Source organism: Streptomyces sp. NPDC004732 (assembly GCF_040609235.1).
Classification (GTDB): Bacteria; Actinomycetota; Actinomycetes; order Streptomycetales; family Streptomycetaceae; genus Streptomyces.
Genome location: NZ_JBEXJR010000024.1, coordinates 57,399 through 74,543 on the forward strand (window position 1 = coordinate 57,399; position 17,145 = coordinate 74,543).

15 protein-coding genes are annotated in these 17,145 nt (G+C 72.7%); 6 read left to right on the forward strand and 9 right to left on the reverse strand.

The window, feature by feature from the left end:
* Positions 1–39: 39 nt before the first annotated feature.
* On the forward strand, positions 40–1,050 hold the full coding sequence (locus tag ABZV77_RS41125) for a WD40 repeat domain-containing protein (RefSeq protein ID WP_356268240.1): 1,011 nt from the start codon (positions 40–42) through the stop codon (positions 1,048–1,050).
* Positions 1,051–1,068: 18 nt separating this feature from the next.
* Here ABZV77_RS41125 and ABZV77_RS41130 read toward each other — a convergent pair whose 3' ends face one another.
* Positions 1,069–1,848, reverse strand: coding sequence for a TetR/AcrR family transcriptional regulator (locus ABZV77_RS41130; protein ID WP_356268242.1), 780 nt, complete (start codon positions 1,846–1,848; stop codon positions 1,069–1,071).
* A 114-nt stretch (positions 1,849–1,962) separates the two neighbouring features.
* On the opposite strand from ABZV77_RS41130, the gene ABZV77_RS41135 reads away from it, so the two are divergent.
* Both ABZV77_RS41135 and ABZV77_RS41140 read left to right on the forward strand, forming a co-directional pair.
* Positions 1,963–2,964: an ATP-binding cassette domain-containing protein gene (locus ABZV77_RS41135; protein ID WP_356268244.1), complete on the forward strand. Its 1,002-nt coding sequence runs from the start codon at positions 1,963–1,965 to the stop codon at positions 2,962–2,964.
* Positions 2,961–3,830: an ABC transporter permease gene (locus ABZV77_RS41140; RefSeq protein WP_356268246.1), complete on the forward strand. Its 870-nt coding sequence runs from the start codon at positions 2,961–2,963 to the stop codon at positions 3,828–3,830. The genes ABZV77_RS41135 and ABZV77_RS41140 overlap by 4 nt, the downstream gene beginning before the upstream one ends.
* 80 nt (positions 3,831–3,910) lie before the next feature.
* On the opposite strand, the gene serC is transcribed toward ABZV77_RS41140, so the two are convergent.
* From serC to ABZV77_RS41175, 7 genes are all read right to left on the reverse strand, one after another.
* Positions 3,911–5,029 carry a phosphoserine transaminase gene (gene serC, locus ABZV77_RS41145; protein ID WP_356268248.1) on the reverse strand — a complete coding sequence of 373 codons (1,119 nt, stop codon included), beginning with the start codon at positions 5,027–5,029 and terminating at the stop codon, positions 3,911–3,913.
* 141 nt (positions 5,030–5,170) lie between these two features.
* Complete coding sequence (locus ABZV77_RS41150) at positions 5,171–6,409, reverse strand: cytochrome P450 (RefSeq protein ID WP_356268250.1); 1,239 nt, start codon at positions 6,407–6,409, stop codon at positions 5,171–5,173.
* Complete coding sequence (locus ABZV77_RS41155) at positions 6,406–7,665, reverse strand: cytochrome P450 (RefSeq protein WP_356268252.1); 1,260 nt, start codon at positions 7,663–7,665, stop codon at positions 6,406–6,408. Before ABZV77_RS41155 ends, ABZV77_RS41150 begins: the two co-directional genes overlap by 4 nt.
* Complete coding sequence (locus ABZV77_RS41160; RefSeq protein WP_356268254.1) at positions 7,662–8,324, reverse strand: ATP/GTP-binding protein; 663 nt, start codon at positions 8,322–8,324, stop codon at positions 7,662–7,664. The genes ABZV77_RS41155 and ABZV77_RS41160 overlap by 4 nt, the downstream gene beginning before the upstream one ends.
* Entirely contained in the window at positions 8,305–8,661 is a 357-nt protein-coding gene (locus ABZV77_RS41165; RefSeq protein ID WP_356268256.1) for a DUF742 domain-containing protein, read from the reverse strand. Before ABZV77_RS41165 ends, ABZV77_RS41160 begins: the two co-directional genes overlap by 20 nt.
* Entirely contained in the window at positions 8,658–9,104 is a 447-nt protein-coding gene (locus tag ABZV77_RS41170) for a roadblock/LC7 domain-containing protein (protein WP_356268258.1), read from the reverse strand. The genes ABZV77_RS41165 and ABZV77_RS41170 overlap by 4 nt, the downstream gene beginning before the upstream one ends.
* The gene (locus ABZV77_RS41175; RefSeq protein WP_356268261.1) at positions 9,101–10,684 is read right to left on the reverse strand and encodes an ATP-binding protein; all 1,584 of its coding nucleotides are present in this window, start codon (positions 10,682–10,684) and stop codon (positions 9,101–9,103) included. Before ABZV77_RS41175 ends, ABZV77_RS41170 begins: the two co-directional genes overlap by 4 nt.
* Positions 10,685–11,003: 319 nt before the next feature.
* Here ABZV77_RS41175 and ABZV77_RS41180 point away from each other — a divergent pair, with 319 nt between their 5' ends.
* The 3 genes from ABZV77_RS41180 (at position 11,004) to ABZV77_RS41190 (ending at position 16,041) form a co-directional block, all read left to right on the forward strand.
* Positions 11,004–13,748 (forward strand): FAD-binding and (Fe-S)-binding domain-containing protein, encoded by a 2,745-nt coding sequence (locus tag ABZV77_RS41180; RefSeq protein WP_356268311.1) that lies wholly within the window; start codon positions 11,004–11,006, stop codon positions 13,746–13,748.
* A gap of 108 nt (positions 13,749–13,856) precedes the next feature.
* Entirely contained in the window at positions 13,857–15,092 is a 1,236-nt protein-coding gene (locus tag ABZV77_RS41185; RefSeq protein ID WP_356268263.1) for an SPFH domain-containing protein, read from the forward strand.
* A 25-nt stretch (positions 15,093–15,117) separates the two neighbouring features.
* Complete coding sequence (locus tag ABZV77_RS41190) at positions 15,118–16,041, forward strand: C40 family peptidase (protein ID WP_356268265.1); 924 nt, start codon at positions 15,118–15,120, stop codon at positions 16,039–16,041.
* 14 nt (positions 16,042–16,055) lie between these two features.
* Here ABZV77_RS41190 and ABZV77_RS41195 read toward each other — a convergent pair whose 3' ends face one another.
* Positions 16,056–16,946, reverse strand: coding sequence for a LysR family transcriptional regulator (locus ABZV77_RS41195; RefSeq protein ID WP_356268267.1), 891 nt, complete (start codon positions 16,944–16,946; stop codon positions 16,056–16,058).
* Between the last annotated feature and the right edge of the window lie 199 nt (positions 16,947–17,145).

Consider the following 17,145-nt stretch of genomic DNA (forward strand, 5'->3'; position numbering starts at 1 on the left):
GGCGGTCGGTGCGCGGGGGCAGGTGGCACGCTTGGCCCCATGCGTTCGCTTCGGGCTGTTCCGTCTGTCCTTGCCGGTGCCGTGCTGGCCTTCGCCTTCGCCGTGGCCGTGCCCGCCGCCCCCGCGGCGGCCGACGATCACGACGGGTTCACGATCAAGGACCCGCGGATCGTCGAGTCCAGCGGCCTCGCCGCGTCCCGCGCCCACCCCGGCATCTACTGGACGCACAACGACCAGGACAAGGGCGCCTACCTGTACGCGGTCGACTCGAAGACGGGCGAGACCGTCGCCACCGTCACGATGACCGGCGTGGGCGCGCCGCGCGACGTCGAGGCGATCTCGGTCGGCAGCGACGGGAACATCTACGTCGGCGACATCGGCGACAACCTCAACGGCACCTGGCCGAACGTCTGGGTCTACAAGCTGCCCGAGCCCAAGACCCTGAAGGACCAGACGGTCCGCGCCACGCAGTACGTGGTCAAGTACGCGGACGGGGCGCGGGACGCGGAGGCGCTGATGGTGCATCCGAAGACCGGCCGGATCTACATCGTCAGCAAGAACGAGGACGGCGGCGGGCTGTACGAGAGCCCGGAGCGGATGTCCGCGTCGGGGACGAACGTCTTCAAGCGGATCTCCGAGGTCGACCTGTGGGTGACCGACGGCGCCTTCTCGCCCGACGGCAGACAGCTCGCGCTGCGCGGGTACTTCGGCGGCATCTGGTACGCGTGGCAGGGCGAGGGCAAGAAGCCGCAGCGCAAGGGGCGGCTGAGCGTGCCGCTGCAGCGGCAGGGGGAGTCCGTGACGTACACGCTCGACGGGACCACGCTGATGTACGGCACCGAGGGCGCGCAGAGCGAGGTCAAGCCGGTGGAGGCGCCGGGCGGGGCCGGGGGCGGCTCCGGCTCCTCGGCGGGCGGTGCGGGGTCCGGTGACGGCGGCGGGGACGCCGGGGCCGAGGGGGGCCTCAAGACAGGGGCGATCGTCGTGGGGGCGGTGCTGCTCGCCGTGTTCGGCTTCAGGCGGCTGGGGAGGCGCGGCGGCGGCAAGTAGCCGCGCGCGCCCGGGATCTCAGCCCTGGGCGGCGCGTTGGGCGGCGCGCTGGGCGACCAGGACGTCCAGGCCGTCGAGGAGGCGCTGCAGGCCGAACTCGAAGTGGTCGAAGTCCCAGCCGAACGCGTCCTCGGAGAGGCCCGCGAGGGTCGGGTAGCGGCCGCTCGTCATGATCCTGTCCAGGGTCGGCGCCTGGGCCTCCCAGAACGCCTCCTCCGACAGACCGCTCTTGGTCACCGCCTCCGCCTCGTGCGCCTGGGTGCGGGCGACCCCGGTGACGTACCCCTCCGTCATCACGATCACGCCGACCAGCTCGGGGTCGGTCAGGCCCATCGTTCTGATCCGGGACAGCGTGCGGTCCAGGCTGCCGACGGTGCCGGGGCCGAGCACCGGGCGGGCCTGGTTGACGTGGAGCAGCCACGGGTGGCGGCGGTGGAGCACGAGGGTCTGGCGCGCGTGCTCCTCGACGCCCTCGCGCCAGCCGCCGGTCCAGGGCTCGTCCTCCTCCGGCGGCGCGAAGACGCGGTCCAGCATCAGGTCGACCAGGTCGCCCTTGCCGGGGACGTACCGGTACAGGGACATCGTGCCGGTGCCGAGCTCCGTGGACAGGCGCCGCATGGAGACGGCCGCGAGGCCCTCGGCGTCCGCGAGCCGCACGGCCTCGGTGACGATCCGGTCCAGCGTGAGCCCCGGCTTGGGGCCCCGGGCCGGGCGCCCGCCCTCGCCCCAGAGCAGTTCCAGGCTGCGGGTGATGTCGCTGCCGGTGCGCCGGTCGTCGCTGCCGTTCGTGCTCGTCATGGCGCTCAGCCTAATCGCAGGCCACGAAATTGAGTACGGCGTACTCGTAGAACTGGGTACGGTGTACTCTCAATTGGGTACGGCGTACCCAGATGGCGCGAGAAGGGACAGTCGATGCATCCGACCAACGGGAACGGTCCGGCGGTGCGGGCCGAAGGACTGACGAAGCGGTACGGGGAGAAGTACGCCCTGGACGGCTTCGACCTGCACGTCGAGCAAGGCACGGTGCACGGACTCCTCGGGCCCAACGGTGCGGGCAAGACCACGGCCGTGCGGATCCTCGCCACGCTCGTCCGGCTCGACGGCGGCCGTGCCGAGGTCGCGGGCGCCGACGTGGCGCGCGAGCCCGAGCTGGTCCGCGGCCGCATCGGCCTCACCGGTCAGGAGGCGGCGGTCGACGAGATCCTCACCGGTCGGCAGAACCTGGAGATGTTCGGCCGCCTCTTCCACCTGGGCGCCAGGCGCGCGGAGCGGCGCGCGCGGGAACTCCTGGAGCAGTTCCACCTGGAGGACGCGGCGGAGAAGAGTGCGGGACAGTACAGCGGCGGCATGCGGCGCAGGCTCGACCTCGCCGCCTCGATGATCCTCGCGCCCGCCGTCCTCTTCCTGGACGAGCCGACCACCGGCCTGGACCCGCGCAGCCGCTTCGAAGTGTGGGACACGATAAGGGAGTTGGTGGCGGGCGGCACGACCGTGCTGCTCACCACCCAGTACATGGAGGAGGCCGACCGGCTCGCCTCCCGCATCACCGTCATCGACCGCGGCCGTGCCATCGCCGACGACACCCCCGAGGGCCTGAAGAGCACGGTGGGCGGCAGCCACCTGGACGTCGTGGTGCGCGACCACGCCGACCTGCCCGCGGCCGTCGAGGCCGTGTCCCGCGTCTGCGACGGCGAACCGCTGACCGTGGACCTGGAGCGCCGCGTGCAGGGCGCCGTGACGGATCGCGTGGGCGCGCTGACGGACGTGGCGAGGACGCTGCGGGACAGGGGCGTCGCGGTCGAGGACATCGGGCTGCGCAGGCCGAGCCTGGACGACGTGTTCCTCAGACTCACGGGCGAGACACCGGAGCCCGCCGGGACCACTCAGGGCGCGAAGCAGGAGGCGGCGGCATGAGCACAGGCACGGTCACCCCCCGCTCCACCAGCACCGGCACCGGCACCGACATCGGGCAGGAGTCCCGGGGCCGCCTCTTCTGGGCCCTCGCCGACGGCTGGAACGTCACCCGCCGCTACCTGACGCACTTCCTGTGCCAGCCCATCACCATCGCCTGGCAGCTGGGCTTCCCCATCATCAGCGTGCTGCTGTACGGCTTCGTCTTCGGCGAGGCGATGAAGGTGCCCGGCGGCGGCGAGGACGGCGACTACAAGCAGTTCCTGATGCCCGGCATGTTCGTGATGACCATGGCCTTCGGTTTCATGAACACGGCGATGGGCGTCGTCACCGACTCCACGAAGGGCGTCATCGACCGCTTCCGCTCGATGCCCATGGCCCCCTCCGCCGTCGCATCGGGCCGCGGCCTCGCCGACCTCGTCGTGGCCTGCGCCGAACTGACGATCCTCGCACTCACGGCCCTCGCCATCGGCTGGCGCTCCAGCGCGGGCCTCCCCGACACCCTGCTCGCCTTCGGCCTGCTGCTGCTCCTGCGCTTCAGCCTGATCTGGGTGGGCGTGTACCTGGGCCTGGTCGTACCGACCCCGGAGGCGGCGGGCGGCCTCTACGCGATCGCGTTCCCGTTCACGATGATCTCCAGCGTCTTCGTGGCACCGTCCCTGATGCCGGACTGGCTGGCCCCGGTCGCCGCATGGAACCCCGTCTCGTCGACGGGCACGGCCACCCGCGAACTCTTCGGCAACCCCGGCGCGGGCGGCGCCACCTGGGTGGAGCAGAACGCGGTGCTGATGGCGGTGGTGTGGCCGGTGGTGCTTTCGCTGGTCTTCCTGCCGCTTGCGGTACGGAGGTTCAAGCAGCTGAGCCGCTGAGGCTCGGGGCGCCCCATAAGGGGCGCGGGGAACTGCGCGACCAGCCACGACGAACCCGCGGCCGGTCGCACAGCGAGGCATCAGAGGCGTTCGATCACGTAGTCGATGCACTGGGTCAACGCCTCGATGTCCGCCGGGTCGATCGCCGGGAACATGGCCACGCGCAGCTGGTTGCGGCCCAGTTTGCGGTACGGCTCCGTGTCCACGATGCCGTTGGCGCGCAGTGCCTTGGCGATCGCGGCGGCGTCGATCTCGTCCGTGAAGTCGATCGTGCCGATGACCTGCGAGCGCTTGGCCGGGTCCGTGACGAACGGGGTCGCGTACTTGGACTCCTCGGCCCAGCCGTACAGCGTGCGCGAGGACGCGGCCGTGCGGCCCGTCGTGAACTCCAGGCCGCCCTGGGAGTTCATCCAGTCCAGCTGCTCGGCGAGCAGGAAGAGTGTGGAGAGCGCGGGGGTGTTGTACGTCTGGTTCTTGCGGGAGTTGTCGATCGCCGTGGGGAGCGAGAAGAACTCCGGGACGTGGCGGCCGGACGCGTGGATCCGCTCGGCGCGCTCGATCGCCGCCGGGGAGAACGCCGCGAGCCACAGGCCGCCGTCGGAGGCGAAGGACTTCTGCGGGGCGAAGTAGTAGACGTCCGTCTCGGCGATGTCGACGGGCAGGCCGCCCGCGCCGGACGTCGCGTCCACCAGGACGAGGGAGCCGGAGTCGGCGCCCGCGACGCGCTTGATCGGGGCCGCGACGCCGGTCGAGGTCTCGTTGTGCGTGTAGGCGTAGACGTCGACGCCCGCCTCCGCCTTCGGGTCCGGGTGCGTGCCCGGGTCCGAGGAGATCACGGTCGGCTCGGCCAGCCACGGGGCGAGCTTCGCCGCCTTCGCGAACTTCGAGGAGAACTCGCCGAACGTGAGGTGCTGCGACCTGTTCTCGATCAGGCCGTGCGTCGCCACGTCCCAGAACGCGGTGGAGCCGCCGTTGCCGAGGATCACCTCGTACCCCTCGGGGAGGGAGAAGAGGGAGTTGATGCCCTCGCGCACGCGGCCGACCAGGTTCTTGACCGGGGCCTGGCGGTGGGACGTACCGAGCAGGGAAGTGCCGGTGGCGGCCAGGGCGTCCAGCGCCTCCGTACGCACCTTGGAGGGGCCCGCGCCGAAACGGCCGTCGGCGGGCTTCATGTCAGCGGGAATCTGGATCTCAGCCACGGGGTGAGCCTAGCGGCTTCTGGCCCCGGGGCCTTGACCAGTCCGGCGACTGAGACCAGGCCGCGGGGCTCCGCCCCGGACCCCGCTCCTCAATCGCCGGAGGGGCTGGAAACTTCGCCGGAGGGCTGGAACTTCGCGGCGCTAGCCGCGGAGCCGCACCGGCAGCTCGAACAAGTCGTTCTGCGTTACCACCGGCTTGTTGCGGAGTTCCGAGTGCGGGACCGCCAGGGTCAGGGCGGGGAAGCGGGCGTACAGCGCCGGGAGGGCGACGCCCGCCTCCAGGCGGGAGAGCGCCGCGCCGGGGCACACGTGCGGGCCGTGGCCGAACGAGATGTGGCGGGTCGGCGACGTGCGCGTGATGTCGAACGCGTCCGCCGTGGGGCCGTGCGCCTGCTCGTCGCGGCCTATCGCGCCGTACGACACGATCAGCGCGTCACCCTTGGGGATCACCTTGTCCCCGACGGGGACGTCCTCCGCGGCGAAGCGGATCAGGACGTGCGAAGTGGGGGTGGAGTGGCGCAGGGTCTCCTCGATCACCGCGTCCCAGCCGACCTGCCCGGAGCGGACGAGCGCGAGCTGCTCGGGGTGGGCGGAGAGGTTCACGACCGCGTTGACGATGAGGGAGATCGTCGTCTCGTGGCCCGCCGCGACCATCAGCTGGAGCGTGGAGACGATCTCCTCGTCCGTGAGGTGGTCGCCGTCCTCGGACGCCTGGATCAGCGCGCTCGTCAGGTCGTCGCCGGGCTCCGTGCGACGGGCCGCGACGACCTTGCCCATCATCCCGGCGAGCTCGCCGAGCGTCGCCACGACCTCCTCCGGGGGCGTCTGCGTGGAGAAGAACTTGTCGAAGAGGACCTTCAGGCGCGGGTGGTCCGCCTCGTCGATGCCCATCAGGTCACTGATGACGTACATGGGGAGGGGGTAGGCGAACTCCGCCTTCAGGTCGACGACCGAGGAGTCGACGGCTGCGGAGTCGTCGGCTGCGGAGTCGTCGGGGAGTTTGTTCAGGAGGCCTTCCGTCAGTTCCGCTATGCGCTCCCGCATCCGCTCCACCCGCCGCGGCGTCAGCGCCTGCGCGACCAGGGTGCGCATCCTGCGGTGCTCCTCGCCGTCGACCGTCAGCATGGAGCGGCCGGGGTTGGCCAGGCCGATCAGCGGCCAGTCCGCGGGGATCTCACCGCGCTGCCATGCGCCCCAGACGTTGATGTCCTTCACCAGGCGCTTGTCGGTGAGGAGTTGCCGGGCCTCGGCGTGGTGCGTGACCGCCCACACCGGCACGCCGCCCGGCAGCTCCGCCTCGGCGAGCGGGCCCGCCGCGCGCAGCCGTGCGCTCTCGCCGTCGAGGTCGGTGACGAACGGATCCAGGGCGATGCGCGTCATCTGAGTTCTCCAAAGGCTGAGGTCGGGGTCGGGGTGAAGCTCACCGGCAGGTCGGTCAGGCCGCGCAGCCACGGCGAAGGGCGGCGCGTCAGGGCGTCGGCCGGTACCGCGAGGTCGAGGTCGGGCAGCCGGTCGAGGAGGACCTCGATGCCGGTCCGTGCGATGACCTCGGCGACCTCCTGCGCGGGGAAGGGACAGCGGTGCTCGCCGTGGCCGAAGGAGAAGTGGGCGCTGTTGCCGCCGGTCAGGGCGGAGCCGTCGGTGCGGACCTGCGGGTCGGCGTTGGCGGCGGCGAGACCGAGGAGGAGCAGGTCACCGGAGTTGATGCGGCGCCCGCCGAGCTGGGTGTCGCGCGAGGCCCAGCGGCCCGCGACGTTCTGGGTGGGGGTGTCCTCCCACAGGACCTCGTTCATGGCCTCCGCGACGCTGTGCCTGCCGCCGAACAGGGACGCGGCGAAGCGGTCGTCGGTGAGCATCAGGCGCAGCGAGTTGCCGATCCAGTCGGCGCTCGGCTGGTGGCCCGCGGCCATCATCACCATGAGGTCCTGGGCGATCTCCTCGTCGGTGAAGTCGGAGCCCTCTTCGGTGAGTTGGGCCTCCAGCATGTACGAGGCGACGTCCTGGCCCGGCTCCGCGTGCTTGTCGGCGATGAGCCGCATCATCGAACCGCCCAGGTGCTGCTGGCCCGCGAGGGCCCGCTCGCGGCCGTCGATCATGTCGTTCATGGCGGTGACGAGGCCGGGGCCCTCCTCGTCGGAGAAGCCGTAGATGCGGGCGAGGACGCGGACCGGGAGCAGCATCGCGTACTCGGCGACGATCTCCGTGGTCCCCTTGCCGCAGAAGCGGTCGATCAGCTCGTCCGCGAACTTCTCGGCATGCGCCCTGAGTTCGAAGGGGTCGATCGCCTCGAGGGCGTGCGCGATCATCGCGGCGCGCCGGGTGTGCCGCTCGCCGACCGTGTAGAGGATCGACGGCTGCTTGTGGCCGATCATCGGGAGCAGCGGCCAGTCGGCGGGGATGTCCGGCCACTGGTTCCACAGCTCGGAGTCGCGGCTGTAGAGGACCGGGTCGCCGGTGACCTGGTGCAGTTCGCGGTAGCCGAGCACCAGCCAGGCCGGTATGCCGCCATCGAGCAGGACGGGGGCGACGGGGCCGTGGTCGCGGCGCATCTCCCGGTACAGCTGGGTGGGTTCGGCGGCGAACCGCGGTCCGGAGAGCGGTACGGGCGCGCCGGCGCCGGTCACGGGGCAGGTCACTGGGCGTTCTCCTGAGGGGCGGCTTGGCGCGGGGCGGCGTGGCGCTGCGCGGCGTACAGCGACTGGAGGTGTTCGACGAGCGTGATCAGCACGTCCTTGCTGGACTCCCGCGAGCGGGCGTCGCAGTCGACGAGCGGCACGCCGGGGTCGAGGTCGAGCGCCTCGCGCAGCTGCTCGGGGGTGTGCCCGGAGCCGCCGAAGTCGTTGCGGGCCACGATGAACGGCGTGCCGTGGTGCTCCAGGCGGTCGATCGCGTACCAGGAGTCCTCCAGGCGGCGGGTGTCGACGAGGACGACCGCGCCGAGCGTGCCGGAGAAGAGGCGGTCCCACAGGAACCAGAAGCGTTCCTGGCCGGGCGCGCCGAACAGATAGAGGATGTTGTGCGCGTCGAGCGTGATGCGGCCGAAGTCGAAGGCGACGGTCGTGGACGTCTTGCCGCCCAGGCCTTCGAGGCCGCCCGTCTCGTCGATGCCCTGCCCGGCCTGCGTCATCGTCTCCTCGGTGTTGAGGGGACGGATCTCGCTGACCGAGCGGACCAGTGTCGTCTTGCCGACCCCGAAGCCGCCGACCACGACGATCTTCAGGCCGTTGTCGGCGGTGGCGGTCAGTTCCCTTCGGGTGGCCCCGGTAGCGCTGCGTTCAGAGATTGCGGAGTCCAACGAGCACCTGCTCCAGGATGTCGGGGTCGGGAAGGCTGTGGCCTGCCGCCGCGCGCGGGTGGCGGGCGCTGATCCGGCCCGCGTCCAGCAGGTCGGACAGCATGATGCGGGTGATGCTCACCGGCAGGCCGAGTTCGGCGGCGATCTCCACCATGGCGGTCGGCAGGTGGCACAGACGCAGGATCGCGGCGTGCTCCGACTGCATGCCGGGGACCGGGCCGGACTCGGCGACGATCAGGGTCACCAGGTCGAAGGGTGCGTCGGGCGCCGACCGGCTGCGTCCACCGGTGAGGGTGTACAGCCGGTCGGGGGAGTCGTCCCGGCCGGGGCGGCTCATGAGGCGGGCAGGGTGCGGGGGCCGTCGTCGGCGCGGGGCTCGGCGCGCAGGTGCTCGCCGAGCTGCTCGACCAGCTCGCTCATGGTGTGGCCGACGAGGCCCGCGTCGGCGTCCTCGGCGGCGATGACCGCGAGGTGCGCGCCCTCGCCCGCCTCGACGATGAAGAGGATGCCGCCGTAGAACTCCGCCATCGCCGAGCGGACCCCGCCGCTGCCGTCGCCGAACTCGGCGGACGCGCCGTGCGACAGGGACTGGATGCCCGCGGCTATCGCGGCGAGCTGGTCGGCCTGGTCGACGGAGAGCTCGGGGGTGCGGCACAGCTTCAGGCCGTCACGGGAGAGCACGAGGGCGTGCCGGGCGCCGGGGGTGCGCTCCAGGAGGCCTTCCAGCAGCCAGGTGAGCTTGGCGTCGGTGGTGGTGCCGGGGGTGGTGCCGGTGGTCATCGGGGGGTTTCGCCTTCCGGGTGCGGGGGTGTTGCGGGGGCGGCCGCGTCCTTGGAGTGCTCGGGGTCCTCGGAGGGCGTGGCGCGGACGGCCTGGCGGAAGCTGCTGAAGCGGGCCGCGGTGCTTGCGGCGGTGGCGGGGCGGGGGCGCCTGGTCTCTCCCGTGTCGCTGTCTGCGCGGGACCGTTCGGCTGCGGCGAGGGTGCGGCCTCGGGGGCGCTTGGGGAGGGGGGTCTCGGCTGGGGCGTCTTCGGTGGCTTGGGCTTCTTGGGCTGCGTGGGCTGCGTGGGCGGCTTGGGTGCCCTGACCGGTTGTTTGTGGGTGCGGGGCCGCGGGGGGATGTACGTACTCGCCATCCCTGCGCCGCGTCGGAAGTTCCTGGGCGTCAGGGTTGGCTCGGTGCTCCGTGCGCACATCCCCCCGCGGCCCCTCCGGTGCGCTCGCGGGTGACGGCGAGTCGGGGGGCGCGGTGACGGTGGCCTTGGTGGTGGTCTTTTCGGGGGGCCTCGGAGTCGTTTCCGAAGGGCGCGAGAGTAGTTCCTGGGGTATCAGGAGGAGTACGCCCGTGCCGCCTCGTGCCGACGGGCGGAACGACACCGTCAGGCCGTGCTTGCGGGCCAGCCTGCCGACCACCGCTAGTCCGAGCCGCGTGCCGGACAGGCCGCTGAGGCCCTTGGTCTCGCCGGACACGGCCTGCTCGGCGCGGCGCTGCTGCACGGCGCCCATCACCAGGCCGCTGTCCTCGACGGAGACGATGACGCCCGCCGCGACCTCCTCGATGTACACGTGTACTTCGGAGGTGGGCGGCGAGAAGTTGGCAGCGTTGTCGAGGAGTTCCGCGAGGGCGTGCATGACGCCCTCGGCGGCGTGGCCCGCCACGGCGACCTCGCTGGCCGAGTGGACGCGCACGCGCTGGTAGCCGCCGATGCGGCCCATCGCGCCGCGCAGGATCGACTCCATGACGATGGGCCTGGCCCAGCGGCGGCCCGAGCGGGCGCCGGTGAGCACCGCGACGGAGTCGGCGATGCGGCCCGCCTGTGCGGTGCGGTGGTCGAGGTGGAGGAGGTCGGTGAGGACGTCCTCGTCCGCGTGCCTGCCCTCCATCTCGCGCAGGTCGGCGAGCATGCCGGTGGCCAGGGCCTGCATGCGGCCCGCGGCGTTGGCGCTGGCGGCGAGGGCGGCGGCCCGTTCGGACTCGGCGGCGCGGGCGCGCATGGTCAGTTCGTTCCGCTCACGGACGAAGTGTTCGGTGAGGGCCGAACGCTCTCGGGTGAACTCCTGGGTGCGTGCTGCCTGTTCCTGTACGAGCCGTCCGGCGTCCTGCTGGACGGCCTCGACGCGGCGGCGCAGCAGGGCGTTGGCACGTATGGAGTGGAACGTGAGTGTTACGGCGGCGGTCAGTGCGAGGGACGCGGCGCCGGATCCCCAGGCCAGGGGGGTCCGTACGGAGCCGGGCGCGAGGGCGACGGCGGCTCCGGTGAGTGCCGCGGTGACCAGGGCACTGGCCAGCAGGACGAGCGCGGTCGGGCGCAGCGGAGGTTGCTCCGTCCCGGGGCGCGCTAGGGGGGTTGGCGCGGTCATCAATCGGGGTCCTAGATCGGAAGCGACACACTCTGCTCAAGTCGGGATCACTATAGGAGAGTTAGTGACCGAGTTGGGAATCTTCCCGTCCGGATCGTGAAAAAACGGGTGAGGCGGGGTGGCAGGGAGGGGTGTCTGCGGAGGCATCCTGGGCTGTATGAGCGATCTCGACGACGGTCACGGCGGCCCGACGCGGAACCGGGGAGACCAGGCATGGGCGGGGCGGGGGCCGTCCGATCCGGATGCGTTCGCGCGCGGTCTGCGCGCCGGTGTGCGCGGTGACGTGGACTTCTCCGTCACCGCACGCGCCCTGCACACCATGGACGCCTCCAACTACCGTCGCGTGCCCGCCGCGGTGGTCGCCCCGCGCGACGCCGACGACGTGGCCGCGGCCCTCGCGGTCTGCCGCGAGCACGACGTGCCGGTGGTGCCCCGCGGCGCGGGCACCTCGATCGCCGGACAGGCCACGGGAGTCGGCGTCGTCCTCGACTTCACCCGCCACATGAACCGCATCGTCTCCCTCGACCCCGGGGAACGGACCGCCGTCGTCCAGCCGGGCGTCGTCCTGGACGACCTGCGCTCCGCCGCCGCCCCGCACGGCCTCACCTTCGGCCCCGACCCCTCCACCCACAGCCGCTGCACCCTCGGCGGCATGATCGGCAACAACTCCTGCGGCTCGCACTCGGTCGCCTGGGGCACCACCGCCGACAACGTCGCCGCCCTGTCGGTCGTCGACGGCACGGGTGCACTCCGGCGTCTGGTACCGGGGGGCTGGGGCGTCGCCCCGGCGGGCCTGCGCGCCCTGGTCGACGGCGACCTGGCACTTCTGCGCACCGGCTTCCCCGACCTGCCACGCCGCATCTCCGGATACGCCCTGGACGCGCTGCTCCCCGAGAACGGCGCGGACCTCGCACGCGCCTTCTGCGGCTCGGAAGGCACGCTCGGCGTCCTCACCGAAGCCGATGTACGCCTCGTCGAAGCGCCCCGCGCGCGGGCGCTCGCCGTGCTCGGCTACAGCGACGAGAGCGCGGCCGCCGAAGCCGCGGCCGGACTGCTCCCGCACGGCCCGCTGACCGTCGAGGGCATGGCCGCCGACCTCGTGCGCGAGCCCTCGCAGAAGAGCGGCCTGCCCAAGGGCGGTGCCTGGCTCTTCGTGGAGACGGGCGGCGCGAGCCAGGCCGAGGCACGCGCGCGTGCGGAGGCGATCGTGCGGGCGGCCGACGTCCTCGACGCCGTGGTCGTCGACGACCCGGCGGGGCAGCGGGCGCTGTGGCGCGTACGGGAGGACGCCAGCGGCACGGCGACGCGCATGGCGGACGGCAGCGAGGCCTGGCCGGGCTGGGAGGACTGCGCGGTGCCGCCCGCCCGGCTCGGCGGCTATCTCAGGGACTTCAGGGCGCTGCTCACGGACCACGACCTGCGCGGCACTCCGTACGGGCACTTCGGGGACGGCTGCATCCACGTGCGCATCGACTTCGACCTCCTCACCCGTGAGGGCGTCGCCCGCTTCCGCGGCTTCTCCGAGGAGCTCGCGGAGCTCGTCGTCGCGCACGGCGGCTCGCTCTCCGGCGAACACGGTGACGGGCAGGCCCGCGCGGAGCTCCTGCCGAAGATGTACGGTCCCGAACTCGTCGGCCTCTTCGAGCGCGTGAAGGACGTCTGGGACCCGGCAGACCTGCTCAACCCCGGCATGCTCGTGCGGCCCGCGCCCCTCGACGCCGACCTGCGCTTCGCGCCCCTGCCCCGCGAACCGGTCGACGTGGTCTTCGGTTATCCGCACGACGGCGGCGACTTCTCGGCGGCGGTCAGGCGGTGCGTGGGCGTCGCCAAGTGCCGTACGTCGTCGCCGGGCTCACCGACCGGCGTGATGTGTCCGTCCTTCCGCGTCACGGGCGAGGAGGAGCACTCCACGCGCGGCCGCGCCCGGCTGCTGCACGAGATGCTCGCCGGTGAGGTGGTGACCGACGGCTGGCGCTCGACCGAGGTCAAGGACGCGCTCGACCTCTGCCTCTCCTGCAAGGGCTGCCGCTCGGACTGCCCGGTGGGCGTCGACATGGCCACGTACAAGGCGGAGTTCCTGCACCACCACTACGAAGGGCGGCGCAGGCCCGCCGCCCACTACACGATGGGCTGGCTGCCGCGCTGGCTGCGGGCGGTGGCGGCGACCCGCACGGCCGGCCTCGTCAACGCCCTGGCTCGCGTCCGCCCGCTGGCCGCGCTCGGCAAGCGGGTCGGCGGGATCGCTGCGGAGCGGGCGGTGCCGGAGGTGGCGCCGCGGACGTTCCGGCAGTGGTGGCGGAGGCGGCCGAGGGGCACGGGGCGCCCTGATCTCGTGCTCTGGCCCGACACCTTCACCGACCACCTCTCGCCCGGGGTGGGGCGAGCCGCGGTAGCGGTACTTGAGGACGCCGGACTCACCGTCGCGGTGCCGCCGCGTGGGGTTTGCTGCGGACTGACGTACGTGTCGACGGGGCAACTCGACCACGCCCGCGCGGTGCTGCGCGCCACCCTGGACCGGATGGAGCCGCTCCTGGACGCCGGAACACCGGTCGTCGTCCTGGAGCCGAGCTGCGCCGCGGCGCTCCGGACCGACCTGGCCGAACTGCTCGGCGACGACCCGCGCGCGGCCCGGCTCGCCGCGTCGGTCCGCACGTTCGCGCAGGCGGTCGAGGAGCTGGCTCCGCAGTGGCGGCCCCCGCACGTCGACCGCCCCGCCGTCGGCCAGACCCACTGCCACCAGCACGCGGTCCTCGGCGACGCGGCGGAGCGGCGCCTGCGGGCGAAGGCGGGCCTGACCGGCGAGTTGAGCGGGGGCTGCTGCGGGCTCGCCGGGAACTTCGGTTTCGAGCGGGGCCACTACGACGTCTCGAAGGCCTGCGCCGAGGAGCAGTTGCTGCCCGCGGTGGCGCAGGCCGACACGGACGCGGTGGTGCTGGCCGACGGCTTCTCCTGCCGGACCCAGCTGACGCAACTGGCCGGGGTGCGGGGCCGCCACCTGGCGGAGGTCCTCGCGGAGGGCATCGCGAGCCGCCGCGGCCGGGACCAAAGTCCCGGTGACAGGTGACCTTTGCGGCGGCGGAACGGTGTCCGGTTGAGGCAGGATCGGCATGGTTCATGATCATCTGTTGAGGCGTCAGCTCTGCTGCGCCCGCGAGAAGTCTGGTGTGCCGCCGTGCCGGAAGAGCCGAAGGAACCCGCAGCGCCGGAGGGGGCTGGGGCACTGGAGGAGCTCGGCGCACCGGCGGAGCCCAGCGCGTCGAAGAAGCCCGCCGGACTCGACCGGCCCGCCGTGCGGGACGGGGACGACCTGCTCCGGGAACTCGTCGTGCGCAACCGGCGCGACTCCATACCGATGGATCTGCTCTTCCGGGGCGATACCGCCGAACTGCCGAAGGTGCAGCAGCAGAAGAAGAAGGTGGCGGCGGACGTTTCCGTCGCCGAGGGCGGCGCGGCGAAGAGTGCGCGACTGGTGTCCGGGGCGGTGCCCCGGCCCGACCGGGAGCTCGTCGAGCGGCGCGGGCCCGCGTGCTCCGGCTGGTGGGCGCTGCTCGTGACGCTCCTCGCCGTCGGCGGCGCGGGCTGGATCGTGTGGTCCGGCGGGCTGCTGCCCACCCGCGTCACGGAGTTGCTGCGGCTGCCCGAGCGGACCGGGCACGGGCTCGGCGCGGCCCGGTGGGCGGCCGTCGACGGCTGCGGTGTCGTCGTCCTCCTCGCGCTCGGCGGGCTCACCCGCGGGCGGGTCGGCAGCGCCTGGATCCTCTCGCTCTTCGGGCGGTACCGGGGCGTCGTGCGCCGCACCGGGCTGATGTGGATCAGCCCGCTGATGCTGCGCAGGCGCGTCGACGTACGGCTGCGGCACTGGCGGAGCGAGCCGATCACGGCGGTCGACGCGCACGGCGTGGAACTCCGCGTGGTCGTCCTGGTGGTGTGGCAGGTCAAGGACGCGGCGCGGGCCCTCCTCACCGTCGACGACCACCTCGCCTACCTGCGCGAGCAGGTGGAGGCGGGGACCGTGCGCGTCGCGTCGCGGCTGCCCGCGGACTCCTTCCGCGAGCCCGCCGACGACGCGCCGACCCTGCGGGACGCCGAGGCCGTCGGCTCCGCGCTCACCGCCGCCCTCGCCGCGGAGTGCAGGGCCGTCGGCATCGAGGTGTTCTCCGCCCGGCCCACCCGCGTGGAGTACGCACCGGACGTGGCCGCGGCGATGCAGCGCCGCCGGATCGCCGCCATCGACGCCAGGCACCGGGACAGCGTGCTGACGTCGGTGCTCGACGCCGTGGACGACACGGTCCGCAGACTCACCGAACGGGGACTCGTCGAACTCGACGACTACGAACGGAAGGCCCTGGTCAAGGACTTGACCGTGGCCTTCTACACGGCGCGGGGGAACGCCGTCGACACCCACTGAGCCGTACGGAACGAGAGGGCCCCAAGTGCAGACTCCCCGATTCACCGAAGAGATACCCGCCGACTGCGGGTGCGGACACTGCACCGGGGCGCCGCAGGCCCCGGGCCGCGCCGGGCAGCAGCACTGCGGCAGCGTGCGCGGAGCCGTCGTGGCCGCGGTCGGCGCGGCCGTGCTGGTGGGCGCCGCCGCCGGGACGGCCTCGGCCGAACCCGCGCCGAGCCACGCGGGCTGGGACGGCTCCAAGTACTGGTACAAGGACGCGACCGGCTGGTGGCGGTGGACGTCGCACTACGACAAGTACGTGGCGCGCGGCGGCAAGGGCACCGCGGCCTCGAAGGGCAAGGGCGCGTCCACCGGTCCGCGCAGGTCCACGTCGGCCGAGCCCGTCTTCCGCGGCCGCCAGGGCTGGGACGCCACCGACCGCGTCTACTGGTACCGGAAGGCCGGGCACTGGTACTGGACCAGCCATCAGGACAAGTACGAGCGCTACACGGGCCGTTCGGGATCCGGCGCCGCGGGGACCTCGGCACGGCCCTCGACCCGTCCCTCCACCAAGCCCTCCACCGGCTCCGGCACTCCCAGCCGCCACGGCACCGAGGCCGCCATCTCGTACGCCATGAGGCACCTCGGCGACCCCTACGTCTGGGGCGGCAACGGCCCGCACGGGTGGGACTGTTCGGGTCTGGTGCTGGCGGCCTACCGGCAGGCGGGCGTCGCCCTGCCCCGCGTCGCCGACGCCCAGTACCGCGCCACGCAGCCCATCTCGCGGGGCCAGCTGCGCCGTGGTGACCTGGTGTTCTGGAGCAGCAACGGCAGCTCGTCCGGCATCCACCACGTGGCGATCTACCTGGGCGGCGGCCAGTACCTGGAGGCGCCGCGCCCCGGCAAGAACGTCCGGGTCTCGTCCTTCAGCTGGTACAACCCGAACATGTACGGGCGGGTCCGCTAGGCAGGGTCCCGGGGCTACTGGTCCTGGCCCGTGACCGCGCGCACGAGAGCGCACAGGTCGTCCAGGGCGGGGTGGCTCGGCGGGCCGTGGCGGCGGGCCAGGAGCACGGGGACGCGGGGAGCGTCGGGCAGGGGGACGTAGGCGACCCCGGGGTGCGGGTGCAGGTCCGCCGTCGCGGTGGTGGTCACGCCGACCGCGCGGGACGCGGCGATCGCGGCCAGCCAGTCGTCCGTGTTGGCGACGGTGATCATCGCGGTGGGGCGCGCGTCGGCGGGCCACAGGTCCGCGGTGGTGGTGCCGGACACCGTGTTGAGGGCGATCGTGCGGTCCCTCAGGTCCGCGAGGTCCAGCCGGGCGCGGGAGGCCAGCGCGCTGTCGGCGGGGACGGCGGCCACCCGCGCCTCCGTGTGGAGGAGCTCCGTGACCAGGCCCGGGGTACCGACGGGCCCCCGGAGCAGCGCCGCGTCGACCGCGCCCCGGGCGAGGCCCGCCGTGCGGTCGTCGATGCGGAGCAGTTCCAGGGGGACGTCGGGGTGCGTCTCGCGCCAGCGGCGCAGCAGGGGCGTCGTGTACGGGCCCGCCGCCGACCAGGCGTGCCCGAGCCGCAGCGGACGGTGCACCGATCGGCCCGCGTCCAGCGCGTCCTCGAAGGCGGCGACGGCGACCGCCGCCTTGTCGCGGAAGGCGCGGCCCACCGCGGTGAGCCGCAGGTGATGGGTGGAGCGGTCCACCAGGCGCGAGCCGAGCTCGTCCTCCAGGGCGGCGAGCGTGCGGGACACGGCGGGCTGGGTGATGCGGAGGCGGGCGGCGGCGCGGGTGACGCTGCCCTCCTCGGCGACGGCGAGGAAACAGCGCAGGTGGCGCAGCTCGACGGAGTTCCTGGTCGGCCTGGTCGGATCGGTCATGTCCGCGGAGCATAACGGGAGCGCAATCGGCATTTCACAAGCCGTGCCGGGCGCCGTAGCTTCGATATGTGGACGTGGGTTGCGTACAGCAGTAAAAGGGCCCCACAATCCTGTCCTAGTGCATTACCTTGGACGAGTGAGTCCAGCACCTTGAACTCCGGAGTAAGGGGAAGGCTCGCCCGTGGACGTCTCCCGCAGC

What these genes read in the sequence shown, in the direction of transcription:
- ABZV77_RS41125 (WP_356268240.1), top strand. Translation starts at nt 40, where the DNA reads ATGCGTTCGCTTCGGGCTGTTCCGTCTGTCCTTGCCGGTGCCGTGCTG.
- ABZV77_RS41130 (WP_356268242.1), bottom strand. Translation starts at nt 1,848, where the DNA reads ATGACGAGCACGAACGGCAGCGACGACCGGCGCACCGGCAGCGACATC.
- ABZV77_RS41135 (WP_356268244.1), top strand. Translation starts at nt 1,963, where the DNA reads ATGCATCCGACCAACGGGAACGGTCCGGCGGTGCGGGCCGAAGGACTG.
- ABZV77_RS41140 (WP_356268246.1), top strand. Translation starts at nt 2,961, where the DNA reads ATGAGCACAGGCACGGTCACCCCCCGCTCCACCAGCACCGGCACCGGC.
- ABZV77_RS41150 (WP_356268250.1), bottom strand. Translation starts at nt 6,409, where the DNA reads ATGACGCGCATCGCCCTGGATCCGTTCGTCACCGACCTCGACGGCGAG.
- ABZV77_RS41165 (WP_356268256.1), bottom strand. Translation starts at nt 8,661, where the DNA reads ATGAGCCGCCCCGGCCGGGACGACTCCCCCGACCGGCTGTACACCCTC.
- ABZV77_RS41170 (WP_356268258.1), bottom strand. Translation starts at nt 9,104, where the DNA reads ATGACCACCGGCACCACCCCCGGCACCACCACCGACGCCAAGCTCACC.
- ABZV77_RS41175 (WP_356268261.1), bottom strand. Translation starts at nt 10,684, where the DNA reads ATGACCGCGCCAACCCCCCTAGCGCGCCCCGGGACGGAGCAACCTCCG.
- ABZV77_RS41180 (WP_356268311.1), top strand. Translation starts at nt 11,004, where the DNA reads ATGGACGCCTCCAACTACCGTCGCGTGCCCGCCGCGGTGGTCGCCCCG.
- ABZV77_RS41195 (WP_356268267.1), bottom strand. Translation starts at nt 16,946, where the DNA reads ATGACCGATCCGACCAGGCCGACCAGGAACTCCGTCGAGCTGCGCCAC.